Origin of the sequence: Carnimonas bestiolae (genome assembly GCF_051251145.1) — a bacterium.
In the GTDB taxonomy this organism is placed as follows: domain Bacteria; phylum Pseudomonadota; class Gammaproteobacteria; order Pseudomonadales; family Halomonadaceae; genus Carnimonas; species Carnimonas bestiolae.
This window is the reverse complement of the sequence record NZ_JBPCZK010000009.1, coordinates 19,541-37,927: the sequence shown is the minus strand read 5'-3', so window position 1 is coordinate 37,927 and position 18,387 is coordinate 19,541. Positions and strand designations below refer to the sequence as shown.

Annotated in this window: 13 protein-coding genes; 2 read left to right on the top strand and 11 right to left on the bottom strand. The window is 56.6% G+C overall.

Features of this window, described 5'->3' with window-relative positions; genetic code table 11:
* Positions 1-26 precede the first annotated feature (26 nt).
* The 11 genes from fghA to sdhC all read right to left on the bottom strand — a co-directional run bounded on the left by fghA (position 27) and on the right by sdhC (position 14,427).
* Positions 27-899: an S-formylglutathione hydrolase gene (gene fghA, locus R84865_RS10930; RefSeq protein WP_435632340.1), complete on the bottom strand. Its 873-nt coding sequence runs from the start codon at positions 897-899 to the stop codon at positions 27-29.
* Positions 900-1,089: 190 nt separating this feature from the next.
* Complete coding sequence (locus R84865_RS10925; protein ID WP_435637674.1) at positions 1,090-2,199, bottom strand: S-(hydroxymethyl)glutathione dehydrogenase/class III alcohol dehydrogenase; 1,110 nt, start codon at positions 2,197-2,199, stop codon at positions 1,090-1,092.
* A gap of 279 nt (positions 2,200-2,478) precedes the next feature.
* On the bottom strand, positions 2,479-3,351 hold the full coding sequence (gene sucD / locus R84865_RS10920; protein WP_435639681.1) for a succinate--CoA ligase subunit alpha: 873 nt from the start codon (positions 3,349-3,351) through the stop codon (positions 2,479-2,481).
* Positions 3,348-4,520 (bottom strand): ADP-forming succinate--CoA ligase subunit beta, encoded by a 1,173-nt coding sequence (gene sucC, locus R84865_RS10915; RefSeq protein WP_435639680.1) that lies wholly within the window; start codon positions 4,518-4,520, stop codon positions 3,348-3,350. Before sucC ends, sucD begins: the two co-directional genes overlap by 4 nt.
* Positions 4,521-4,742: 222 nt before the next feature.
* Positions 4,743-6,182, bottom strand: coding sequence for a dihydrolipoyl dehydrogenase (lpdA, locus tag R84865_RS10910; protein ID WP_435632336.1), 1,440 nt, complete (start codon positions 6,180-6,182; stop codon positions 4,743-4,745).
* A gap of 177 nt (positions 6,183-6,359) precedes the next feature.
* The gene (gene odhB, locus R84865_RS10905) at positions 6,360-7,970 is read right to left on the bottom strand and encodes a 2-oxoglutarate dehydrogenase complex dihydrolipoyllysine-residue succinyltransferase (protein WP_435639679.1); all 1,611 of its coding nucleotides are present in this window, start codon (positions 7,968-7,970) and stop codon (positions 6,360-6,362) included.
* A 91-nt stretch (positions 7,971-8,061) separates the two neighbouring features.
* Complete coding sequence (locus tag R84865_RS10900; RefSeq protein ID WP_435639678.1) at positions 8,062-10,899, bottom strand: 2-oxoglutarate dehydrogenase E1 component; 2,838 nt, start codon at positions 10,897-10,899, stop codon at positions 8,062-8,064.
* A gap of 173 nt (positions 10,900-11,072) precedes the next feature.
* On the bottom strand, positions 11,073-11,783 hold the full coding sequence (locus R84865_RS10895; RefSeq protein WP_435632333.1) for a succinate dehydrogenase iron-sulfur subunit: 711 nt from the start codon (positions 11,781-11,783) through the stop codon (positions 11,073-11,075).
* 21 nt (positions 11,784-11,804) lie between these two features.
* Complete coding sequence (gene sdhA, locus R84865_RS10890; RefSeq protein WP_435639677.1) at positions 11,805-13,577, bottom strand: succinate dehydrogenase flavoprotein subunit; 1,773 nt, start codon at positions 13,575-13,577, stop codon at positions 11,805-11,807.
* Between the two features lie 5 nt (positions 13,578-13,582).
* Positions 13,583-13,930, bottom strand: a complete 348-nt coding sequence (gene sdhD / locus R84865_RS10885) for a succinate dehydrogenase, hydrophobic membrane anchor protein (RefSeq protein ID WP_435632331.1) — start codon at positions 13,928-13,930, stop codon at positions 13,583-13,585.
* Positions 13,924-14,427: a succinate dehydrogenase, cytochrome b556 subunit gene (gene sdhC, locus R84865_RS10880; protein ID WP_435632330.1), complete on the bottom strand. Its 504-nt coding sequence runs from the start codon at positions 14,425-14,427 to the stop codon at positions 13,924-13,926. The genes sdhD and sdhC overlap by 7 nt, the downstream gene beginning before the upstream one ends.
* 465 nt (positions 14,428-14,892) lie before the next feature.
* On the opposite strand from sdhC, the gene gltA reads away from it, so the two are divergent.
* Entirely contained in the window at positions 14,893-16,185 is a 1,293-nt protein-coding gene (gltA, locus tag R84865_RS10875; RefSeq protein ID WP_435637669.1) for a citrate synthase, read from the top strand.
* A 196-nt stretch (positions 16,186-16,381) separates the two neighbouring features.
* A complete protein-coding gene (gene gltX / locus R84865_RS10870; protein ID WP_435632328.1) occupies positions 16,382-17,872 on the top strand; it encodes a glutamate--tRNA ligase in 1,491 nt (496 codons plus the stop codon).
* The last annotated feature ends 515 nt before the right edge of the window (positions 17,873-18,387 follow it).

Genomic DNA, 18,387 nt, shown 5'->3' with positions numbered 1-18,387 from the left:
CTGCCACCCGGGCGACAGGCTACCGCTTATTGCTGCGCCAGATGGTGCGCATGAAACCTAAGATGATCATCGATGAAGCTGGCAATGAAGAAGTAGCTATGGTCGTAGCCCGGCTGCATCCGCAGCTCGAGCGGAATACCTTGCTGCCGACATGCTTCCTCCAAACGCTGCGGTGTGAGCTGCCCTTCCTCAAGGAAATTGTCGGCGTCGCCCTGATCGACCAGCATCGGAATACCGGTACTGCCGGGTGCTTGCGCCGCCACCAGCGCCACCGCATCGTACTGTTGCCAATCATCGCGGTTGTCGCCGAGATAGTGCGAGAAGGCTTTCTCGCCCCAGGCCACCTGCGACGGATTCACAATCGGCGCGAAGGCCGATACCGAGGCATAGCGCTGCGCGTTGCGCAACGCCAGCACCAGCGCACCGTGCCCGCCCATCGAATGGCCGAAAATGGATTCACGTTCGCCAAGTGAGAAGTTGTGGCGTACCACCTTGGGCAGTTCGTCTACCACGTAGTCGTACATGCGATAGTGCTGGCTCCACGGAGCGCGCGTCGCGTTCAGATAAAAACCGGCACCTGAGCCAAGATCATAGCTATCATGCTCGTGCGGTAAATCAGTGCCTCGCGGGCTGGTATCGGGACACACAATGGCGAGGCCCAACTCACTGGCCAACCGCTGCCCCCCTGCTTTCTGCATGAAGTTCTCATCGTTGCAGGTTAGTCCCGACAGCCACCACAGCAGATTGGGCGCAGGATGCTTGCGCTCGTCAGGCAAAAAGATACCAAAGGTCATCTCGCAATCGAGCACCTGCGAATAGTGTCGATAGCGCCGATACGAACCGCCGAAACTCCGGTGAGACGACACCATCTCGATATGGGAAGGCTGACGACTGCTCATCGCGTGAAGCACTCCTTGAATTGAAACGACAGCGACGCTGGGCCCATCAGCACAGCGCCGCAGTGGCATGGATAAGAGCGTACCGTTCCGCGTCCATGACATTTACTCAACGGGCCCGCCGTAGCATAGACAGCGCTAGCAACCCGCCGTTCCTTCCCAGGCAGGCCCGTGTACGAGTGGATTGGCGGCGTTAAAAGTGCAGCACGCTCCGAATCGACTTGCCTTCATGCATCAGCTCGAAGGCTTCATTGATCTGCTCGAGCTTAAGATCGTAGGTGACAAAATCATCGATATTGATTTTGCCGTCCATGTAGCGCGATACATAGCCCGGCAGCTGCGTGCGCCCCTTCACACCACCAAAGGCGCTACCGCGCCAGACGCGCCCGGTCACCAGCTGGAAGGGACGCGTCGAAATTTCCTCACCGGCACCTGCGACACCGATGATGATCGACTCGCCCCACCCTTTGTGGCAGCACTCCAAGGCTTGGCGCATGACGTTAACGTTGCCGATACATTCGAACGAGTAGTCGACACCACCGTCGGTCAGATCAACGATAACGTCCTGCAGCGGCGCATCGTAATCGGCAGGGTTAACACAGTCGGTGGCACCTAACTGACGCGCGAAGTCGAACTTCTGCGGATTGAGATCAATCGCAATAATGCGCCCCGCATTGGCCAGCTTGGCTCCCTGAATGACCGAGAGGCCAATCGCTCCTAGCCCGAATACCGCGACCGTGGCGCCTTCCTCTACCTTAGCAGTGTTAAACACCGCGCCGATGCCGGTGGTAATGCCGCACCCTAGCAGGCACACGCGATCGAGCGGCGCATCGGGGCTCACTTTAGCCAGCGAATATTCCGACACCACGGTGTATTCAGAGAACGTTGAGGTGCCCATGTAGTGATAGAGCGGCTTGCCTTCGAACGAAAAGCGAGAGGTGCCGTCGGGCATTACGCCTTTACCTTGCGTTGCACGCACCGCGCTACACAGGTTGGTTTTACCGGATAGACAGAACTTACATTTGCCACACTCAGCGGTGTAGAGCGGAATAACGTGATCGCCGGGTTTTACTGACGTAACGCCCTCGCCCACTTCCTCGACGATACCGGCACCTTCGTGTCCGAGCACGGAGGGAAACAGTCCTTCGGGGTCAGCGCCCGACAGCGTAAAGGCGTCGGTATGACACACGCCAGTGGCAACAATGCGCACCAATACCTCGCCCGCCTTAGGGCCTGCAACGTCGATTTCTTCAATGGAAAGCGGCTTGCCCGCCTCCCACGCAACAGCAGCACGTGATTTCATTGGGCTCTCCAAGCGCATTAGGAATGTCAGCGTCGCTCTATGCGGCCCCTCGCCAAGATGGCGCGGCGATAACCGATAGCCGGATGGATAAGGTACGACGCTGCTTTATAGCGAGAGCTTAACGCCCAAGGAGAGTGAAGAGAAGGCTGGCGCACGCATAAATCCCTGATAAGCCCTTGTTTGTTATGTAATAACGTACGTATATACGGAACAAAAAAACGCCGGGAGCACGCCCGGCGTTATGGCCTATCAACGGAAGCCTACGGCGAGCGCCGTCGGTTACCAGCCAGTCGCACGCTTCAGCCCTTCGCCAATATCAGCCAGCGAGCGTACCGTGACAACGCCAGCGGCTTCCAGCGCCGCGTACTTGCCTTCCGCGGTGCCCTTGCCTCCAGAGATAATCGCGCCGGCATGGCCCATTCGCTTACCTTTCGGCGCAGTAACGCCCGCGATATAGGACACCACTGGTTTGCTGACGTGGTGACGAATGAATTCAGCGGCTTCCTCCTCCGCTGTACCGCCGATCTCGCCGATCATCACGATCGCCTCAGTGGCTGGGTCCTGCTCGAACAGCGTCAGGATATCGATAAAGCTGGTGCCGGGAATCGGATCGCCGCCAATGCCCACGCAGGTCGACTGACCAAATCCATAATCGGTGGTTTGCTTCACGGCCTCATAGGTCAAGGTACCCGAGCGCGACACGATGCCTACCTTGCCGGGCTGATGAATACTGGCCGGCATGATGCCCATCTTGCACTCGCCGGGAGTAATGATACCCGGGCAGTTAGGGCCAATCAGACGCACGCCCAGCTCATCGCAGCGGATTTTGCACACCAGCATATCGAGGGTGGGAATACCTTCCGTAATGCACACGATCAGCTTGATTCCCGCGTTGGCAGCCTCGAGAATCGAGTCCTTGCAAAGCGGTGCAGGCACGAAAATCAGCGTCGCATCGGCATGGGTATCGGCAACGGCATCAGCGACGGTGTTAAACACCGGCAGCCCCAGATGCAGCTCGCCGCCCTTGCCCGGCGTTACGCCGCCCAGCAGTTGGGTGCCGTAGTCGAGTGCCTGCTTGGAGTGAAAGCTGCCCTGGCTACCGGTAATGCCCTGACAGATAACGCGTGTGGAACGATCAATCAAAATACTCATTCGCTGCTTCCCCCCGCCAATGCAACAGCGCGCTGCGCTGCATCTTCCAACCCCTGGGCGGCAATGATGTCCAAGCCACTTTGATCAAGAAGGCGCTTGCCCTCGGCGGCGTGGGTACCCTCAAGGCGCACGATTACCGGGACCTTAACGTCGATCTCCTTGATCGCGCCAATAATGCCTTCGGCAATCAGGTCACAGCGCACAATGCCGCCAAAGATGTTGACCAGCACCACCTTGACCGATTGATCGGAGAGAATAATCTTGAAGGCTTCGGCAACACGCTCGCGGGTGGTACCACCGCCGACATCGAGGAAATTGGCAGGACGACCACCGTTAAGCTTGATGATGTCCATGACGCCCATCGCCAGCCCGGCACCATTGACCATGCAGCCAATATTGCCTTCGAGCGCCACATAGTTGAGCGACCACTCGGCGGCACGCACTTCGCGCTCATCTTCCTGGGAGGTGTCGTTCATGGCCTCGATATCGGGCTGGCGGAATAGCGCGTTGCTATCAACGTTGATCTTGGCATCAAGGCAGCACAACTTGCCTTCATTGGAGATTACCAGCGGGTTTATCTCAACAAGCGAGAGATCGCGTTCAACGAACAGCTGCGCCAGCGCGATGAATATCTGACAAAACTGCTTGAGCTGATCCTTGTTCAGACCAAGCTGATAGCCAAGCGCCCTTGCCTGCCAAGGCTGAGCGCCGCTTAGCGGATCGATGGTCGCGGTAAAGATACGCTCGGGGCGCTCGCGCGCAACTTCCTCGATGTCCATGCCGCCCTCCGAAGAGGCCATGAACACCACCCGCTGGCTGGAACGATCGATGACCGCGCCAAGATAGAGTTCGCGGTCTATGGCAGCGGCTGGCTCAATCAGAATACGATTGACCGGCTGACCTTCAGCACCGGTTTGGTGAGTAACCAATCGCTTGCCCAGCCAGCGTTCGGCAAATTGCTCTGCCTCCTGCGGCGATTGGGCGATCGTTACGCCACCCGCCTTGCCCCTGCCACCGGCATGGACTTGTGCTTTGACAACCCACCGGCTGCCTCCCAACGCGCGGCATGCATCCGCGACTTCGAGAGGAGATTCAATGGCGCGGCCATTGAGTACCGGCAGGCCATATTCCTTGAACAACTGCTTACTTTGGTATTCATGCAGCAGCATGGCAACCACTCCACAAGCAAACCAGGTCTGTGTCGCCAAGGCTCGGCCGGTAGCGATAATGCCACCCACCTCGCCACCGGTCCCGCTTGACGATGCGGCTCTGGAGTTTTAACTCCCCCAAACGCAAACAGGGCGATGTTTTCACATCGCCCTGCTTAGTGCAGGGCCCTCGAAAATTTTACTTCCAAAGGCCCCTGCCGAGTATTCAACCTAAGAATAGTCTCAGCGTTTTTTGCGGTTTGCCATATGAATAGCGTGACCGTCTACCGCCAGCGCAGCCTCGTGGATAGCCTCTGAGGTAGTCGGGTGCGCGAAGCAGATCAGGCCGATGTCTTCGGCACTGGCGCCAAACTCCATTGCGGTTACCGCTTGCGCGATCAACTCACCAGCATGCTGCGACAGAATATGAACGCCCAGAATGCGATCGGTGTTGGCATCGGCAATGACCTTGGCGATACCTTCCGGCGCATTGTTGGCAAGCGCACGACCGTTGGCCGAGAACGGGAAGGAGCCGGTTTTGTATTCGACGCCCTCTTCCTTGAGCTGCTGCTCGGTCTTGCCGACGAAGGCCACTTCCGGCGCGGTGTAGATAACGCTAGGAATAGCGTCGTAATTCATCTGCGCCTTGCTGTGACCGGCGATAATGTCAGCCACCATTACGCCTTCTTCGGAAGCCTTGTGAGCCAGCATTGGGCCGCGCACGACATCACCAATAGCGTAAACACCATCGACGTTGGTGCGGCACTGGTCATCAACGGTAATGAAGCCACGTTCGCCCAGCGCGATGCCAGCATCGTCGGCCAGCAGCTTCTCGGTATAAGGCTTGCGACCAACCGCTACGATCAGCTTATCGAAGGTTTGCGTTTTCTCACCTTCGCTATCGGTGTAGCTAACTTCAACTTCACCGTTGCTGATATTAGAGCCGGTTACCTTGGCACCCAGTTTGATATCAAGGCCCTGTTTGCCCAGCAGTTTCTGCGCTTCCTTGGCAACCTGTGCATCCACCATCGGCAGGAAGCTATCGAGCGCTTCAAGCACGGTCACTTCGCTGCCAAGGCGGCTCCACACTGAGCCCAGCTCGAGCCCGATCACGCCCGCGCCGATAACGCCAAGACGCTTGGGCGCTTCGGTGAACTCCAACGCACCGGTGGAATCGACAATAATGTCGTCGGTGAGCGGTGCCGGCGGAATATTGACCGGTACTGAGCCTGACGCAATGATCACGTTGTCGGCTTCATAGGTTTCGCTAGCGCCGTCGTGGCCGGTAACTTCCACCTTTTTACCCGCCAGCAGCTTGCCGGAGCCTTCCAGAGCGGTCACGCCATTGGCCTTGAACAGCATCGAGATGCCGCCCGTATTCTTGGCGATCACCGACTGTTTGAATTCGAGCATTTTGCTGACATTGGTCGAGATATCGCCGACCTCGATACCTACCTCAGCGAAATGATCGCGTGCTTCCACAAATTTATGCGAGCTTTCAAGCAGCGCCTTGGAAGGAATACAGCCAACGTTGAGGCAGGTACCACCATGAACGGTTTTGCCTTCCTTGTTCACCCACTTTTCGACGCAGGCAGTTTTGAGCCCAAGCTGCGCTGCTCTAATGGCAGCGACGTATCCACCGGGGCCAGCACCAATGACGATTACATCGAATTTATCGGCCATAAAATCTTTCCAGTCGTTAGAAGAAAAGGTGTGGCACAAGCTAAATTAACTGCCTGACAGAACGGCGTCTCGCCGCATCGCTGCCGAGGCCTTAACGATAACCCTGGCCTGTGCCAAAAGAATGAAGGCCGGGCCGCCCCCAAGGGCCGCCCGGCGGAGCGCTATGTCACGCGCTGTTTACACGTCCAGCAAGAAGCGAGCAGGATCTTCCAGCAGCTCTTTTACGGCTACCAGGAACTGAACCGCGTCCTTGCCATCGATCATGCGGTGATCATATGACAGCGCCAGATACATCATCGGCCGGATAACCACTTCGCCGTCAACGGCCACCGGGCGCTGCTGAATGTTATGCATGCCCAGGATGGCGGTCTGCGGCGGATTCAGGATCGGCGTCGACAGCATCGAGCCGAAGATACCGCCATTGGTGATGGTGAAAGTACCGCCGGTCATGTCTTCGATGCCCAATTTGCCGTCGCGGCCACGCTTGCCGAAGTCAGCAATCTGCTTCTCAACGTCTGCCACTTTCAGCGTATCGGTATCGCGGATAACCGGCACCACCAGCCCGCGCGGAGTAGATACCGCTACGCCGATGTCCTGATAACCGTGATAGACGATATCAGTACCGTCGATCGACGCATTAACGTCAGGGAAGCGTTTGAGCGCTTCGGTACAGGCTTTGACGAAGAAGCCCATAAAGCCCAGCTTGATGTCGTGTTTCTTCTGGAACACGTCACGATACTGGCTGCGCAGGCCCATCACCGCGCTCATGTCGACTTCGTTGTAGGTGGTCAGCATGGCAGCGGTTTGCTGCGCATTCACCAGACGCTTGGCGATGGTTTGGCGCAGACGGCTCATTGGCACGCGCTGTTCGGGGCGATCACCCTGCGGCAGCTCAGCGCTTTTCGCGGCGGCCGGAGCAGAAGCCTTGCTGGCAGCGCTGGATTTAGCGGCGCTACCCGACTGGATGGCCTTCTGCACGTCTTCCTTGAGAATAACGCCGTTACGACCGCTGCCGGCAATTTTCTCGACATCCAGATCATGCTCGGCTGCTAGCGGACGTGCTGCCGGCGACAACCACTTGCTGCCTACCTGAGACGCGCCGTCTTCTTCGCTTTGCGCCTCGCCGGAAGATGCCTCGCTGGTGGCTGCCGGAGCGTCGCTGGCTGCGGAAGCGGCCGCGCCTGCACCTTCGGTGAAGATTGCCAGCACCTGTTCAGAGGTAACCTGGTCGCCCTCATTGGCCTTGATCTCGCTGATCGCGCCGTCGGCGGGCGCGACGACTTCGAGCACGACTTTGTCGGTTTCGATGTCGACCAGCAGCTCATCTCGCGCCACTTGCTCGCCGGGCTGCTTGTGCCACGTGGAAACGGTGCCCTCGGCCACTGATTCAGGGAACGACGGTGCCTTCACCTCATGCGTAGCGCCACCAGCGGCTGCCGGAGCTGCCGTGCTCTGCGCAGAGGAGTCAGCGCTCTGCGCTTCTGCCGCAGGGGCTGCATCAGCGCTGCTTGCCGGCGTTTCTGTACTTGCTGCGCTTTCACCGCCTTCCTGCGCTGCGCCCAAAACACCCAGCACCTGCTCTGAATCACAGGTTTCGCCTTCCTGAACCTTGATATCGCTCAGTACGCCGGAGTCGGGGGCCACTACTTCAAGCACCACCTTATCGGTTTCGATTTCAACGATGAGCTCATCGCGCTCAACGCTATCTCCGGGCTGCTTGTGCCAGGCAGCGACCGTTCCTTCCGCTACGGATTCAGGAAAACTGGGCGCTTTAATCTCGGTAGACATGTTATTTGGTTCCTTAACACTCGTGTCTGTGACAGTCGGTGTGGAGCGTTCCTCAAAGGAGCGCTCCTGCGCTTACTACAGCAGCGCCCCTTTAGTTGTTGAATGCGTCGTTAATCAGCGTTTTCTGCTGCGCCAGATGGTCGGCCATGTAGCCTGCCGCCGGTGCAGCTGAAGAAGCACGCCCAGCATAGGAAAGCACGCGATCCAGCGCCGGATGACTGTTGACGATAGCGTCTTCGAGCTCATCCTTGATCATGAACCATGCCCCTTGGTTACGCGGCTCATCCTGACACCAGCATACGCTTTCAAGCTGCTCGAAGCGCGCCAGCGCCGCTTCCAGCTTGTCGGCGGGGAACGGATAAAGCTGCTCCAGACGAATAATGGCAACGTCGTTGCGCTGCTGCTCTTCGCGATAGGCCGCCAAATCGTAGTACACCTTACCGGAGCAAAGGATAACGCGACGAATGTCACTCGGCGGCTGCCCGCCCTGATCATCAATCAGGCTCATGAACTGGCCGTTCGACAGCTCTTCCATTGAGGAAATTGCCGCCTTGTGACGCAGCAGGCTTTTCGGCTGCATGACCACCAGCGGTTTACGCAGCGGACGCACCACCTGACGACGCAGCAAATGGTACATTTGCGCTGGCGTGGTGGGCTGCACTACCTGCATGTTGTTCTCTGCCGACAGCTGCAGGAAGCGCTCCAAACGCGCAGAAGAGTGCTCAGCGCCCTGACCTTCATAACCGTGTGGCAACAGCAGCGTTAGCCCGCACAGGCGCTCCCACTTGGTTTCGCCTGACGAGATAAACTGATCAATCACCACCTGAGCGCCGTTGGCAAAGTCGCCAAACTGCGCTTCCCAGGCCACCAATCCATCAGGAGCAGTGTTGGCGTAGCCATATTCAAAGGCCAGCACCGCTTCTTCGGACAGCAGTGAATCGTAAATCCAGAAGTCCGGCTGCCCTTCCTTGAGATGCTGCAGAGGAATCCAGGTCGAGTCGTCGTTCTGGTTATGCACTACCGCATGACGGTGTGAGAAGGTGCCGCGGCCGCTGTCTTCACCGCTAATACGCACGAAGTGACCTTCATCAAGCAGCGTCGCGTAAGCAAGTGTTTCGGCGAAGCCCCAGTTCATGGGGAGCTCACCGGTAATCATCTTGCGGCGATCTTCGTATACCTTGGCCACCTGACGCTGCACGCTCACATCCGACGGGATGGTGCACATGCTGTCGGCCAGTTCGGCAAGGCGCTTGGCATCGAACGAGGTATCAGCGTCATCGCTCCAGCGCTGCCCCACATATGGACTCCAATCGACGAACAGCGCGGTGTTGGGCTCTTTCACCAAGGCGTTGACCACCTGATCGCCTTCGTCGATCTGAGTGCGGTAGGTATCGACCATGCCCTTGGCCTGGGCTTCACTGATAACGCCTTCCTTGACCAGATAATCGGCGTAAAGCGCACGCGTGCTCTTGTGCTGCTTGATGGCCGCGTACATGGAAGGCTGCGTGCCGGAAGGCTCGTCTGCTTCGTTATGACCGCGCCGGCGATAGCACACTAGATCGATAACGACGTCCTTGTGGAACTGACGGCGATAATCGATAGCGATTTGGGTTACCAACTGAACGGCTTCGGGATCGTCACCGTTCACGTGGAAGATCGGCGCCTGCACCATCTTGGCGATATCGGTGCAGTATTCAGTCGAGCGCGCATCTTCGCGGCGCGAGGTAGTAAAGCCGACCTGGTTATTGATGACGATGTGCACGGTACCGCCGGTTTTAAAACCGCGGGTCTGTGACATCTGGAAGGTTTCCATCACCACGCCCTGACCGGCAAAGGCAGCGTCACCGTGCACCGAGATTGGTAGCACCAGATCACCGCTTTCATCGCGGCGACGATCCTGACGCGCCCGCACCGAGCCTTCGACGACCGGCCCAACAATCTCGAGGTGCGAAGGGTTGAATGCCAACGCCAGGTGAATTTCACCGCCCGGTGTCATGACATTGGAGCTATAGCCCTTGTGGTACTTCACATCGCCCTGACCGCTGTGCTCGGGATGCTTGCCATCGAACTCATCAATCAGATCGGCGGGGCTTTTGCCCAGGATGTTGACCATCAGGTTAAGACGACCACGGTGCGCCATGCCGATGACCACTTCCTTGGTGCCATAGCTGCCGGCACGCTGGATCATCTCGTCGACCATGGGGATGAAGGATTCACCGCCCTCAAGACCGAAGCGCTTGGTGCCGGGATAACGGCTGGCCAGATAATTTTCGAGCCCTTCTGCCGCCGTCAGACGCTCAAGAATGTGCTCGCGCTGAGTGGTCGAATAACCGGGATTGCCCTGCACCGATTCAAAGCGCTCTTCCAGCCAGCGCTTTTCATCGGTGTTAACGATGTGCATGAACTCGCAGCCAATCGAACGGCAGTAGGTATTCTTCAGCGCTGCGACAATCTCAGACAGTTTGGCTCGCTCTTTACCAATAAAAAGCGAGCCAGTCTGAAATTCGGTGTTCATGTCAGAGTCGGAGAGCTGATGGAAAGCGAGATCCAGATCAGGCACCGATTCTGTTTTACGCAACCCGAGTGGGTCGAGGTTGGCGTGCTGATGACCGCGGAAGCGGTAGGCGTTGATGAGTTGCAGAACGCGTACCTGACGGCGGAACTCTTCGTCGGAAGAACCTCCACCGGCGGCTTTGGTACGCTGCCCCTGACGGCCAAGACGCTCGAAGTCGTCTCGTACGGGAGCCAACGGCACATCCTGTGCAGGCCCCCCGTCGTAGGTGGGCAGCGTATCAAAATAGCGGCGCCACTCATCGGGGACCGATGAAGCGTCGTTAAGGTACTGCTCGTAAAGCTCCTCAACGTAATGAACATTCGCCCCACTCATGTGCGACGTTCGCCACATCAAATCCATGGTGCCTTGTGACATGGTTATCTACCCTAAATCCTGTGACGGGCTATTGTTCGGGCTGCGGCGGAGATACTTCGCCTTCGCAGCAACTCTCTCGACTTACAGCTGATTGAACTGCACCGCTGCTGACAGCCCGTCTGCATGCAGCAGTGCCGAACAAGGCGCTGGTAACGCGCCAAATGACGCTGAGCTTAGGTTGCCTGAGTCATCAGCATTTCACGAATCTTACCGATCGCATGCGTTGGGTTTAGTCCCTTCGGACATACGCTAACGCAGTTCATGATGCCACGGCAGCGGAAGACACTAAACGGATCATCCAGACGCGCCAATCGTTCTTTGGTGTGTTCATCACGGCTGTCGGCCAGGAAACGGTACGCCTGCAGCAGCCCGGCTGGCCCCACAAACTTGTCGGGGTTCCACCAAAACGACGGGCACGAGGTCGAGCAACAGGCGCACAGAATGCACTCGTACAGTCCGTCGAGCTTGTCACGATCCTCAGGAGACTGAAGACGCTCGATGGCGGGCGGCGTGGTGTCGTTTTGCAGGTACGGCTGGATGCTTTCGTACTGACGGTAGAACATTTGCATGTCTACGATCAGGTCGCGAATAACCGGCAGTCCTGGCAACGGACGCAGTACCAGCTTGTTATTCTTGACCACCTGCGAAAGCGGCGTAATGCAGGTCAGGCCATTACGGCCATTCATGTTAACGCCATCAGAGCCGCACACGCCCTCGCGGCAGCTGCGACGGAACACAACGCTGGCGTCCTGCTCCTGAATCATCATGATGACGTTCAGCACCATCAGATCACGCCCTTCGGTGTCGACCTGAAAGTCCTGCATGTAAGGTTTGTCGTCGGTATCCGGGTTATAGCGGTATACCGAAACGGTCAGCATAGTCATTGTCGGTCTCCCCACTCTTTTTTAATAGTGACGTTCAACAGGCTTGAAGTGATCCATCGTGCGCGGCGCCATGTTGACATCACGCTTGCGCAGCTCTTTTTCCTGCGGGAAATAGAGCGAATGCTTCAGCCAGTTTTCATCATCTCGATCGGGGTAATCAGGACGGGAATGCGCCCCGCGGCTCTCGCGACGGTTGAGCGCGGCAAAGGCAGTTGCTTCCGCAACCTCAAACAGGTTGTCGAGCTCGAGTGCTTCGACGCGCGCCGTGTTGAACGTGGTGCTCTTGTCGGGCAGGTAAGCATTGGCGATGCGCTCACGCATGGCGTCGAGTTGATCAAGGCCTTTCTGCATGTTCTCTTCTTTGCGGAACACGCCGAAGTTGTTCTGCATGATGCTTTGCAGTTCACGTTTGAGCTCGGGCACCGATTCGCCGTCGGTCGACTCGTTCCAGCGATTAAGACGCTTGAGCGCCTGTTCGACGTCGGATTCAGTCGGCTCAAGCTGCTCAACGCCCTGGTTAAGCGCATCTTCGATGTACATGCCCGCTGCGCGGCCAAACACCACTAGGTCAAGCAGCGAGTTGCCGCCGAGGCGGTTACCGCCGTGTACCGACACACACGCCACTTCACCACAGGCAAACAGGCCGTTAACGATCTGATCGTTGCCGTCCTTGTCTTGCGTAAGCACCTGACCATGCACGTTGGTGGGCAAACCACCCATCATGTAGTGGCAGGTCGGCACCACGGGAATCGGCTCTTGCACGGGATCGACGTGAGCGAAGGTTTTCGACATTTCGATAATGCCGGGCAGACGCTTGTGCAGCACTTCTGGACCAAGGTGGTCGAGCTTCAGCAGGATGTGGTCCTTGTTGGGGCCACAGCCACGTCCTTCGAGAATCTCGATAGCCATCGAACGAGCAACAACATCGCGGCCTGCCAAATCCTTGAAGTTGGGCGCGTAGCGCTCCATAAAACGCTCGCCATCAGCGTTAATCAGGTAGCCACCTTCACCACGACAGCCCTCGGTGACCAGACAGCCAGCACCGTAGATACCGGTTGGGTGGAACTGCCACATTTCCATGTCCTGCACTGGAAGGCCCGCGCGCAGCGCCATGCCAACACCATCGCCAGTGTTGATCAGGGCATTGGTGGTAGAAGCGTAGATACGGCCCGCGCCGCCGGTGGCGAGTACCACTGCCTTGGATTTGATCAGGCAGGTTTCACCGGTTTCCATGCTGAAGGCAATCACACCCACGATATCGCCGCTGGCATTTTTCACCAGATCAACGGCATACCACTCATCCAGAAAGACGGTGCCGTTTTTCAGGTTGTTCTGATAGAGCGTATGCAGCAGCGCGTGACCGGTACGGTCGGCAGCGGCGCAGGTACGGGCAGCCTGACCGCCCTTGCCGAAGTCCTTCGACTGACCACCGAACGGGCGCTGATAAATTCGACCATTGTCGAAACGCGAAAACGGCAGGCCCATGTGTTCCAACTCGAACACCGCCTTGGGGCCTTCCATACACATGTACTCGATCGCTTCCTGGTCACCGATGAAGTCGGAGCCCTTGACGGTGTCGTACATGTGCCAGCGCCAATCGTCGTTGGGATCAGCGCTTTGAATGGCACAGGTGATGCCGCCCTGCGCAGACACAGTGTGAGAGCGCGTAGGAAACACCTTGGAAAGCACTGCGGTATTCTTGCCAGATTTGGCAAGTTCGAGGCCTGCGCGCAGGCCTGAGCCACCACCGCCAATGATGATGGCATCAAAACTCATTTCATGAAGATCAGACATTTAGATCATGCCCCCCAGAGCACTTGTACGGACCAGATTACGAAGGTAAACAGCGCAAGAATAACCACCACCTGAAGCACGAGACGCAGGCGGGTGCACTTGACGTAATCGGTGAAGATTGTCCACAAACCTATCCAGGCGTGCGCAGCAATAGAGAGCAGCGCAGCAAGCGTGAAGATACGCATGCCGGTGCCCTGGAACAGCGCAGACCAGGTGGAGTAATCGAGCTCGGGATGAAACAACACATAGGCCACGAGGAACAGCGAATAAAGCGCCAGCACCACGGCCGAAATGCGCTGCACCAGCCAGTCGGAAAGACCGCTGCGTCCAAGATTTGTAATGACAGTTACCATACCCACACCCCCGCTAGCACAATGACAACAACCGCTACGACAACGACGATTTTGGAAGTACGCATACCGCCTTCGCGATCGTCAGCGTAGTGAAGGTCCATTGCCAGGTGACGAACACCCGCAACGAAGTGCCACGCCAGCGCTGAGAGCAAGCCCCAGGCAACCAGTTTGGCAAAGAAGTTGTGTTCAAGAGCGTGCTTGACCGCGTCGAACCCTTGTTGGGACGACAGCGACGCATCGAACGCCCATAGCGCGAAGATGAGTCCAACGAAAAGCATGACGCCAGTCACGCGGTGGGTAATGGAAACAAGGGCGGGGAGCGGCTGCTTTATAGTACCAAGATCCAGATTGACTGGACGTTTAGCAGCCTTTATAGGCTTTTTGCTAGTCACGGTGATCACTCTCTCGACCTGACCATCGCACGGCGCGACGGTGAGGGTTAGCGTTGATTTACTGCTTTTTAGGTTCTGCACTCGCAGCCACAGATCGAGAGACACGCCAAACCACTGGCAAACTGCCGATTGACCGGGAAGCGAGAGGCAGCCCAAAGTCTTTATTTGACGGACGAAAAGTATATGCCTGCTAAGGCAGGATGACAAATTGCTATCGCCCGACACGAGAATGCATCGCCGCGCCCATGAGTTACTTTGGTAGCGCTGCACGCGAAGACATGGCAGATATTGCATTTCATCAACGCCATCAGCGTCGTTTAGGGCGCAAACGTGTAAATAAGATGGCATGCAGCCACTTGGACATAAGACTAAAGTGGAGGAGTTGCACACAAACGAGGCTACCAGCGTTACACTAGCCTTCGAATACGAGAGAGAAGTGATTCCTTGCGGGCAGTAACGAACATGATTGCCGCGCTGGTAATTCGGCACGCCCCATTATTTTTCAGTGCTAGCAGCACGCCCGTTTAGCGCGCGGAATCACGCCAAAGACTAAAAGATGAGGAGTTCGACATGGCTGACAATACTGTCCATTTAAGCTTGGAAGGCACCGACGAAAGCATCGAGTTGCCAGTTTACTCAGGCACCGTCGGCCCGCGTGTCATCGATGTCAGAGCGCTGAGCAAAGTCGGCTACTTCACTTATGATCCAGGCTTTGTATCGACAGCCGCGTGTAACTCCGCCATTACCTACATCGATGGTGCCAAAGGCATGCTGTTGCACCGCGGCTATCCGATTGATGAGCTCGCGAAACACTCCAACTATCTGGAGCTCGGTTACCTGCTGTTTTACGGCGAACTCCCCACCAAGGAACAGTACGAGCAGTTTGCGAATATCATTCGCTATCACACGCTGGTTCACGAGCAGGTTCACAACTTCTTCAAGGGGTTCCGCCGCGACGCTCACCCGATGGCCATCATGTGCGGTACCGTCGGCGCGCTGGCAGGCTTTTATCACGACAGCCTTGAAGCCAGCAGCGAACACGATCGCAAGGTGGCGGCCCATCGCCTTGTGGCAAAAATGCCAACGCTGGCAGCCATGACCTACAAGTACAGCATTGGTCAGCCGTTCTCCTACCCGCGTAACGATCTCGATTACGCCGCCAATTTCCTGCACATGATGTTCAGTACGCCGTGTGAGGAATACAAGGTGAATCCGGTGCTGGCGCGGGCGATGGACCGCATCTTCATGCTGCACGCTGACCATGAGCAGAATGCCTCCACCTCCACCGTGCGTTTGGTTGGCTCCACCGGCGCCAATCCGTTCGCCTGTATAAGTGCTGGCATCGCTGCCCTATGGGGACCTGCACACGGCGGCGCCAATGAAGCCGTACTGGCAATGCTCGATGAAATTGGCGACGACTCGGAAGAAAACATTCAGCGTTTCGTCGATCGCGCCAAAGACAAGGAAGACCCCTTCCGTCTGATGGGCTTTGGACACCGCGTGTATCGCAACTTCGATCCGCGCGCCAAGGTCATGAAGGAGACCTGCGACGAAGTGTTGAGTGAGCTCGGCGTTGCCGACGATCCCAAACTGAAGATAGCCAAGCGCCTTGAGCAGATCGCTCTCGAAGACGACTACTTTGTAGAACGTAAGCTCTACCCCAACGTCGACTTTTATTCCGGCATCATCCTGCGAGCGATTGGTATTCCCAGCAATATGTTCACGGTAATTTTCGCCATGGCTCGTACCATCGGCTGGATTTCTCACTGGAACGAAATGGTCAGCCCCGGCAGTGTCAAAATCGGTCGTCCGCGTCAGCTTTATGTGGGTTCCGACTTCCGCCACTACCCCGCCGATAAATAAGCCTGCACGCTCTGCATGCCCAAAAGCGCCAGCCTCGAGCTGGCGCTTTTAGTTTCAGACAATTGGCAATCATGCCAAAATAGCGACACTTCACCGACGCGCCGCTCTACCACCATTTGCAGTGGATCGGATACGTCGCGATCACCTTCTTTTAAGAAGCACTTAGTTTCTATCGTTATCATCAAGGTTCTGCTCCATGACCGTTCGCACTCGCATAGCCCCTTCCCCAACAGGCGATCCGCACGTAGGTACTGCCTATGTGGCGCTGTTCAACCTGTGCTTCGCCAAACAGCATCAGGGTGAATTCATCCTGCGCATCGAAGATACCGATCAAACCCGCTCGACTCGCGCCTCCGAGCAAATGATTTTTGATTCACTGCGGTGGCTGGGTATCGAATGGAGCGAAGGTCCTGACGTAGGCGGTCCCCACGCCCCCTACCGCCAGAGCGAGCGCGCCGACATCTACCAGCGCTACGTTCAGCAACTGCTGGATGATGGCCATGCCTTCAAGTGCTACCGCACTACCGAAGAGCTCAATGAGCTGCGCGAGCAGCGTAAGGCAGAAGGCAACTTCAGCGCACTGAAACAGGACGACCTGCTGCTGGATGAAGCTGAAATCGCGCGACGCGAAGCGGCCGGCGCGCCCTACGTGGTGCGCATGAAGGTACCCACTGAAGGTACCTGTATCGTCAAGGACATGCTGCGCGGCGACATCGAGCTCGACTGGGCGCAGGTCGATGCGCAAATCCTGATGAAATCGGACGGCCTTCCCACCTACCATCTGGCTAACGTGGTCGACGACCATTTAATGGAAATCACTCACGTGCTGCGCGGTGAAGAGTGGATCAACTCAGCGTCCAAGCACCAGCTGCTGTACGACTACTTTGGCTGGGACATGCCGGTGCTGTGTCACCTGCCGCTGTTGCGCAACCCGGACAAGACCAAGCTTTCCAAACGCAAAAACCCCACTTCAATTAACTACTACCGCAAGATGGGCTTCCTGCCCCAGGCAGTGCTCAACTATCTGGGTCGGATGGGCTGGTCGATGCCCGATGAACGCGAAAAATTCACGCTTGAGGAGATGCAGGCCGAATTCGACATTCAGCGCGTATCGCTGGGCGGGCCGGTATTCGATCTTGATAAGTTAAGCTGGCTGAACAGCGTCTATCTACGCGACGATCTCGACGACGCACAGTTCATCAACGCCATGCAGCAATGGGCGTTCAACAGCGACTACATTCAGCAGCTGCTGCCAGAGATCAGGCCACGCGTTCAGCTTCTGTCCGACGTTATGCCGCTTGCGGGCCACTTTTTTGCCGGTATCCCAACACTCGAAGCCGACGATTTTGAGGCCATCAACATCGATCAGGATCGTCAGGTGGCACTGCTGCAGTTTTTGATCTGGCGTTTGGAACAGCTTCCGGAATGGAACAAAGCGTCGATCATGCACCAGGTCCAGCAATTGGCGGCTCACTTCGAGCTCAAGATGAAGGTGATACTGGCCCCGGTATTCGTCGCGATTACCGGCCAGCTGAGCTCAACGTCAGTGCTGGACGCCATGGCCATACTCGGCTCCGACATCACTCGCGCGCGACTGCGCAACGCGATTGATATATTGGGCGGCGTTTCGAAGAAAAAGGCCAAAGCATTGGAGAAGGAGTACAAGGGCATCGAATTTGACGCCTGATTGCACTCTCGCCAACGAGTAACAGCACGCTTAGCGCAACCAGCGATGAAATGGCACCGACAGCTTGGCTGATGTCGGTGCCATTTTTTTTCGTTGATAACGAACTTAAACCGACGCTTTTACGCACGATCAAGGACGATGCTACCAAAATCCTCCGAGATCAATTTTTTGCTTGGTTGAGCTTGACAACCCGATACTTTTCCACTGCGTGCACCCTTTTTAAACATTTTCAGAAAACTCGCATCCCACCGTCATAAAAGATCAACAACTTAGCACTATTTTCTTATAAATCAGCAACTTAAATATGGTTAAAAAATACACAATTCGCTGATACCCCTTGATTGATGCAGATTAGGCGGCGGCGGAAGGAGGTTTTTCACAAGGTTATCCACAGAAAGTGTGGACAACGGCAAATCGCTCGGAAAATTTAGGCTCGAGCCTGAAAGTCAAGCTATAAATCAGATTTTACCAGTGGATAAACAGCCGACTTTTCTCTCGTCGATTACCCCGAATTA

Bases quoted from the DNA above. Each gene is read 5' to 3' on its own strand.
- lpdA (WP_435632336.1), bottom strand. From the start codon at position 6,182: ATGGCCGATAAATTCGATGTAATCGTCATTGGTGCTGGCCCCGGTGGA.
- sucC (WP_435639680.1), bottom strand. From the start codon at position 4,520: ATGCTGCTGCATGAATACCAAAGTAAGCAGTTGTTCAAGGAATATGGC.
- R84865_RS10900 (WP_435639678.1), bottom strand. From the start codon at position 10,899: ATGTCACAAGGCACCATGGATTTGATGTGGCGAACGTCGCACATGAGT.
- R84865_RS10895 (WP_435632333.1), bottom strand. From the start codon at position 11,783: ATGACTATGCTGACCGTTTCGGTATACCGCTATAACCCGGATACCGAC.
- sucD (WP_435639681.1), bottom strand. From the start codon at position 3,351: ATGAGTATTTTGATTGATCGTTCCACACGCGTTATCTGTCAGGGCATT.
- gltX (WP_435632328.1), top strand. From the start codon at position 16,382: ATGACCGTTCGCACTCGCATAGCCCCTTCCCCAACAGGCGATCCGCAC.
- sdhD (WP_435632331.1), bottom strand. From the start codon at position 13,930: ATGGTAACTGTCATTACAAATCTTGGACGCAGCGGTCTTTCCGACTGG.
- R84865_RS10925 (WP_435637674.1), bottom strand. From the start codon at position 2,199: ATGAAATCACGTGCTGCTGTTGCGTGGGAGGCGGGCAAGCCGCTTTCC.
- sdhA (WP_435639677.1), bottom strand. From the start codon at position 13,577: ATGTCTGATCTTCATGAAATGAGTTTTGATGCCATCATCATTGGCGGT.
- odhB (WP_435639679.1), bottom strand. From the start codon at position 7,970: ATGTCTACCGAGATTAAAGCGCCCAGTTTTCCTGAATCCGTAGCGGAA.
- fghA (WP_435632340.1), bottom strand. From the start codon at position 899: ATGAGCAGTCGTCAGCCTTCCCATATCGAGATGGTGTCGTCTCACCGG.
- gltA (WP_435637669.1), top strand. From the start codon at position 14,893: ATGGCTGACAATACTGTCCATTTAAGCTTGGAAGGCACCGACGAAAGC.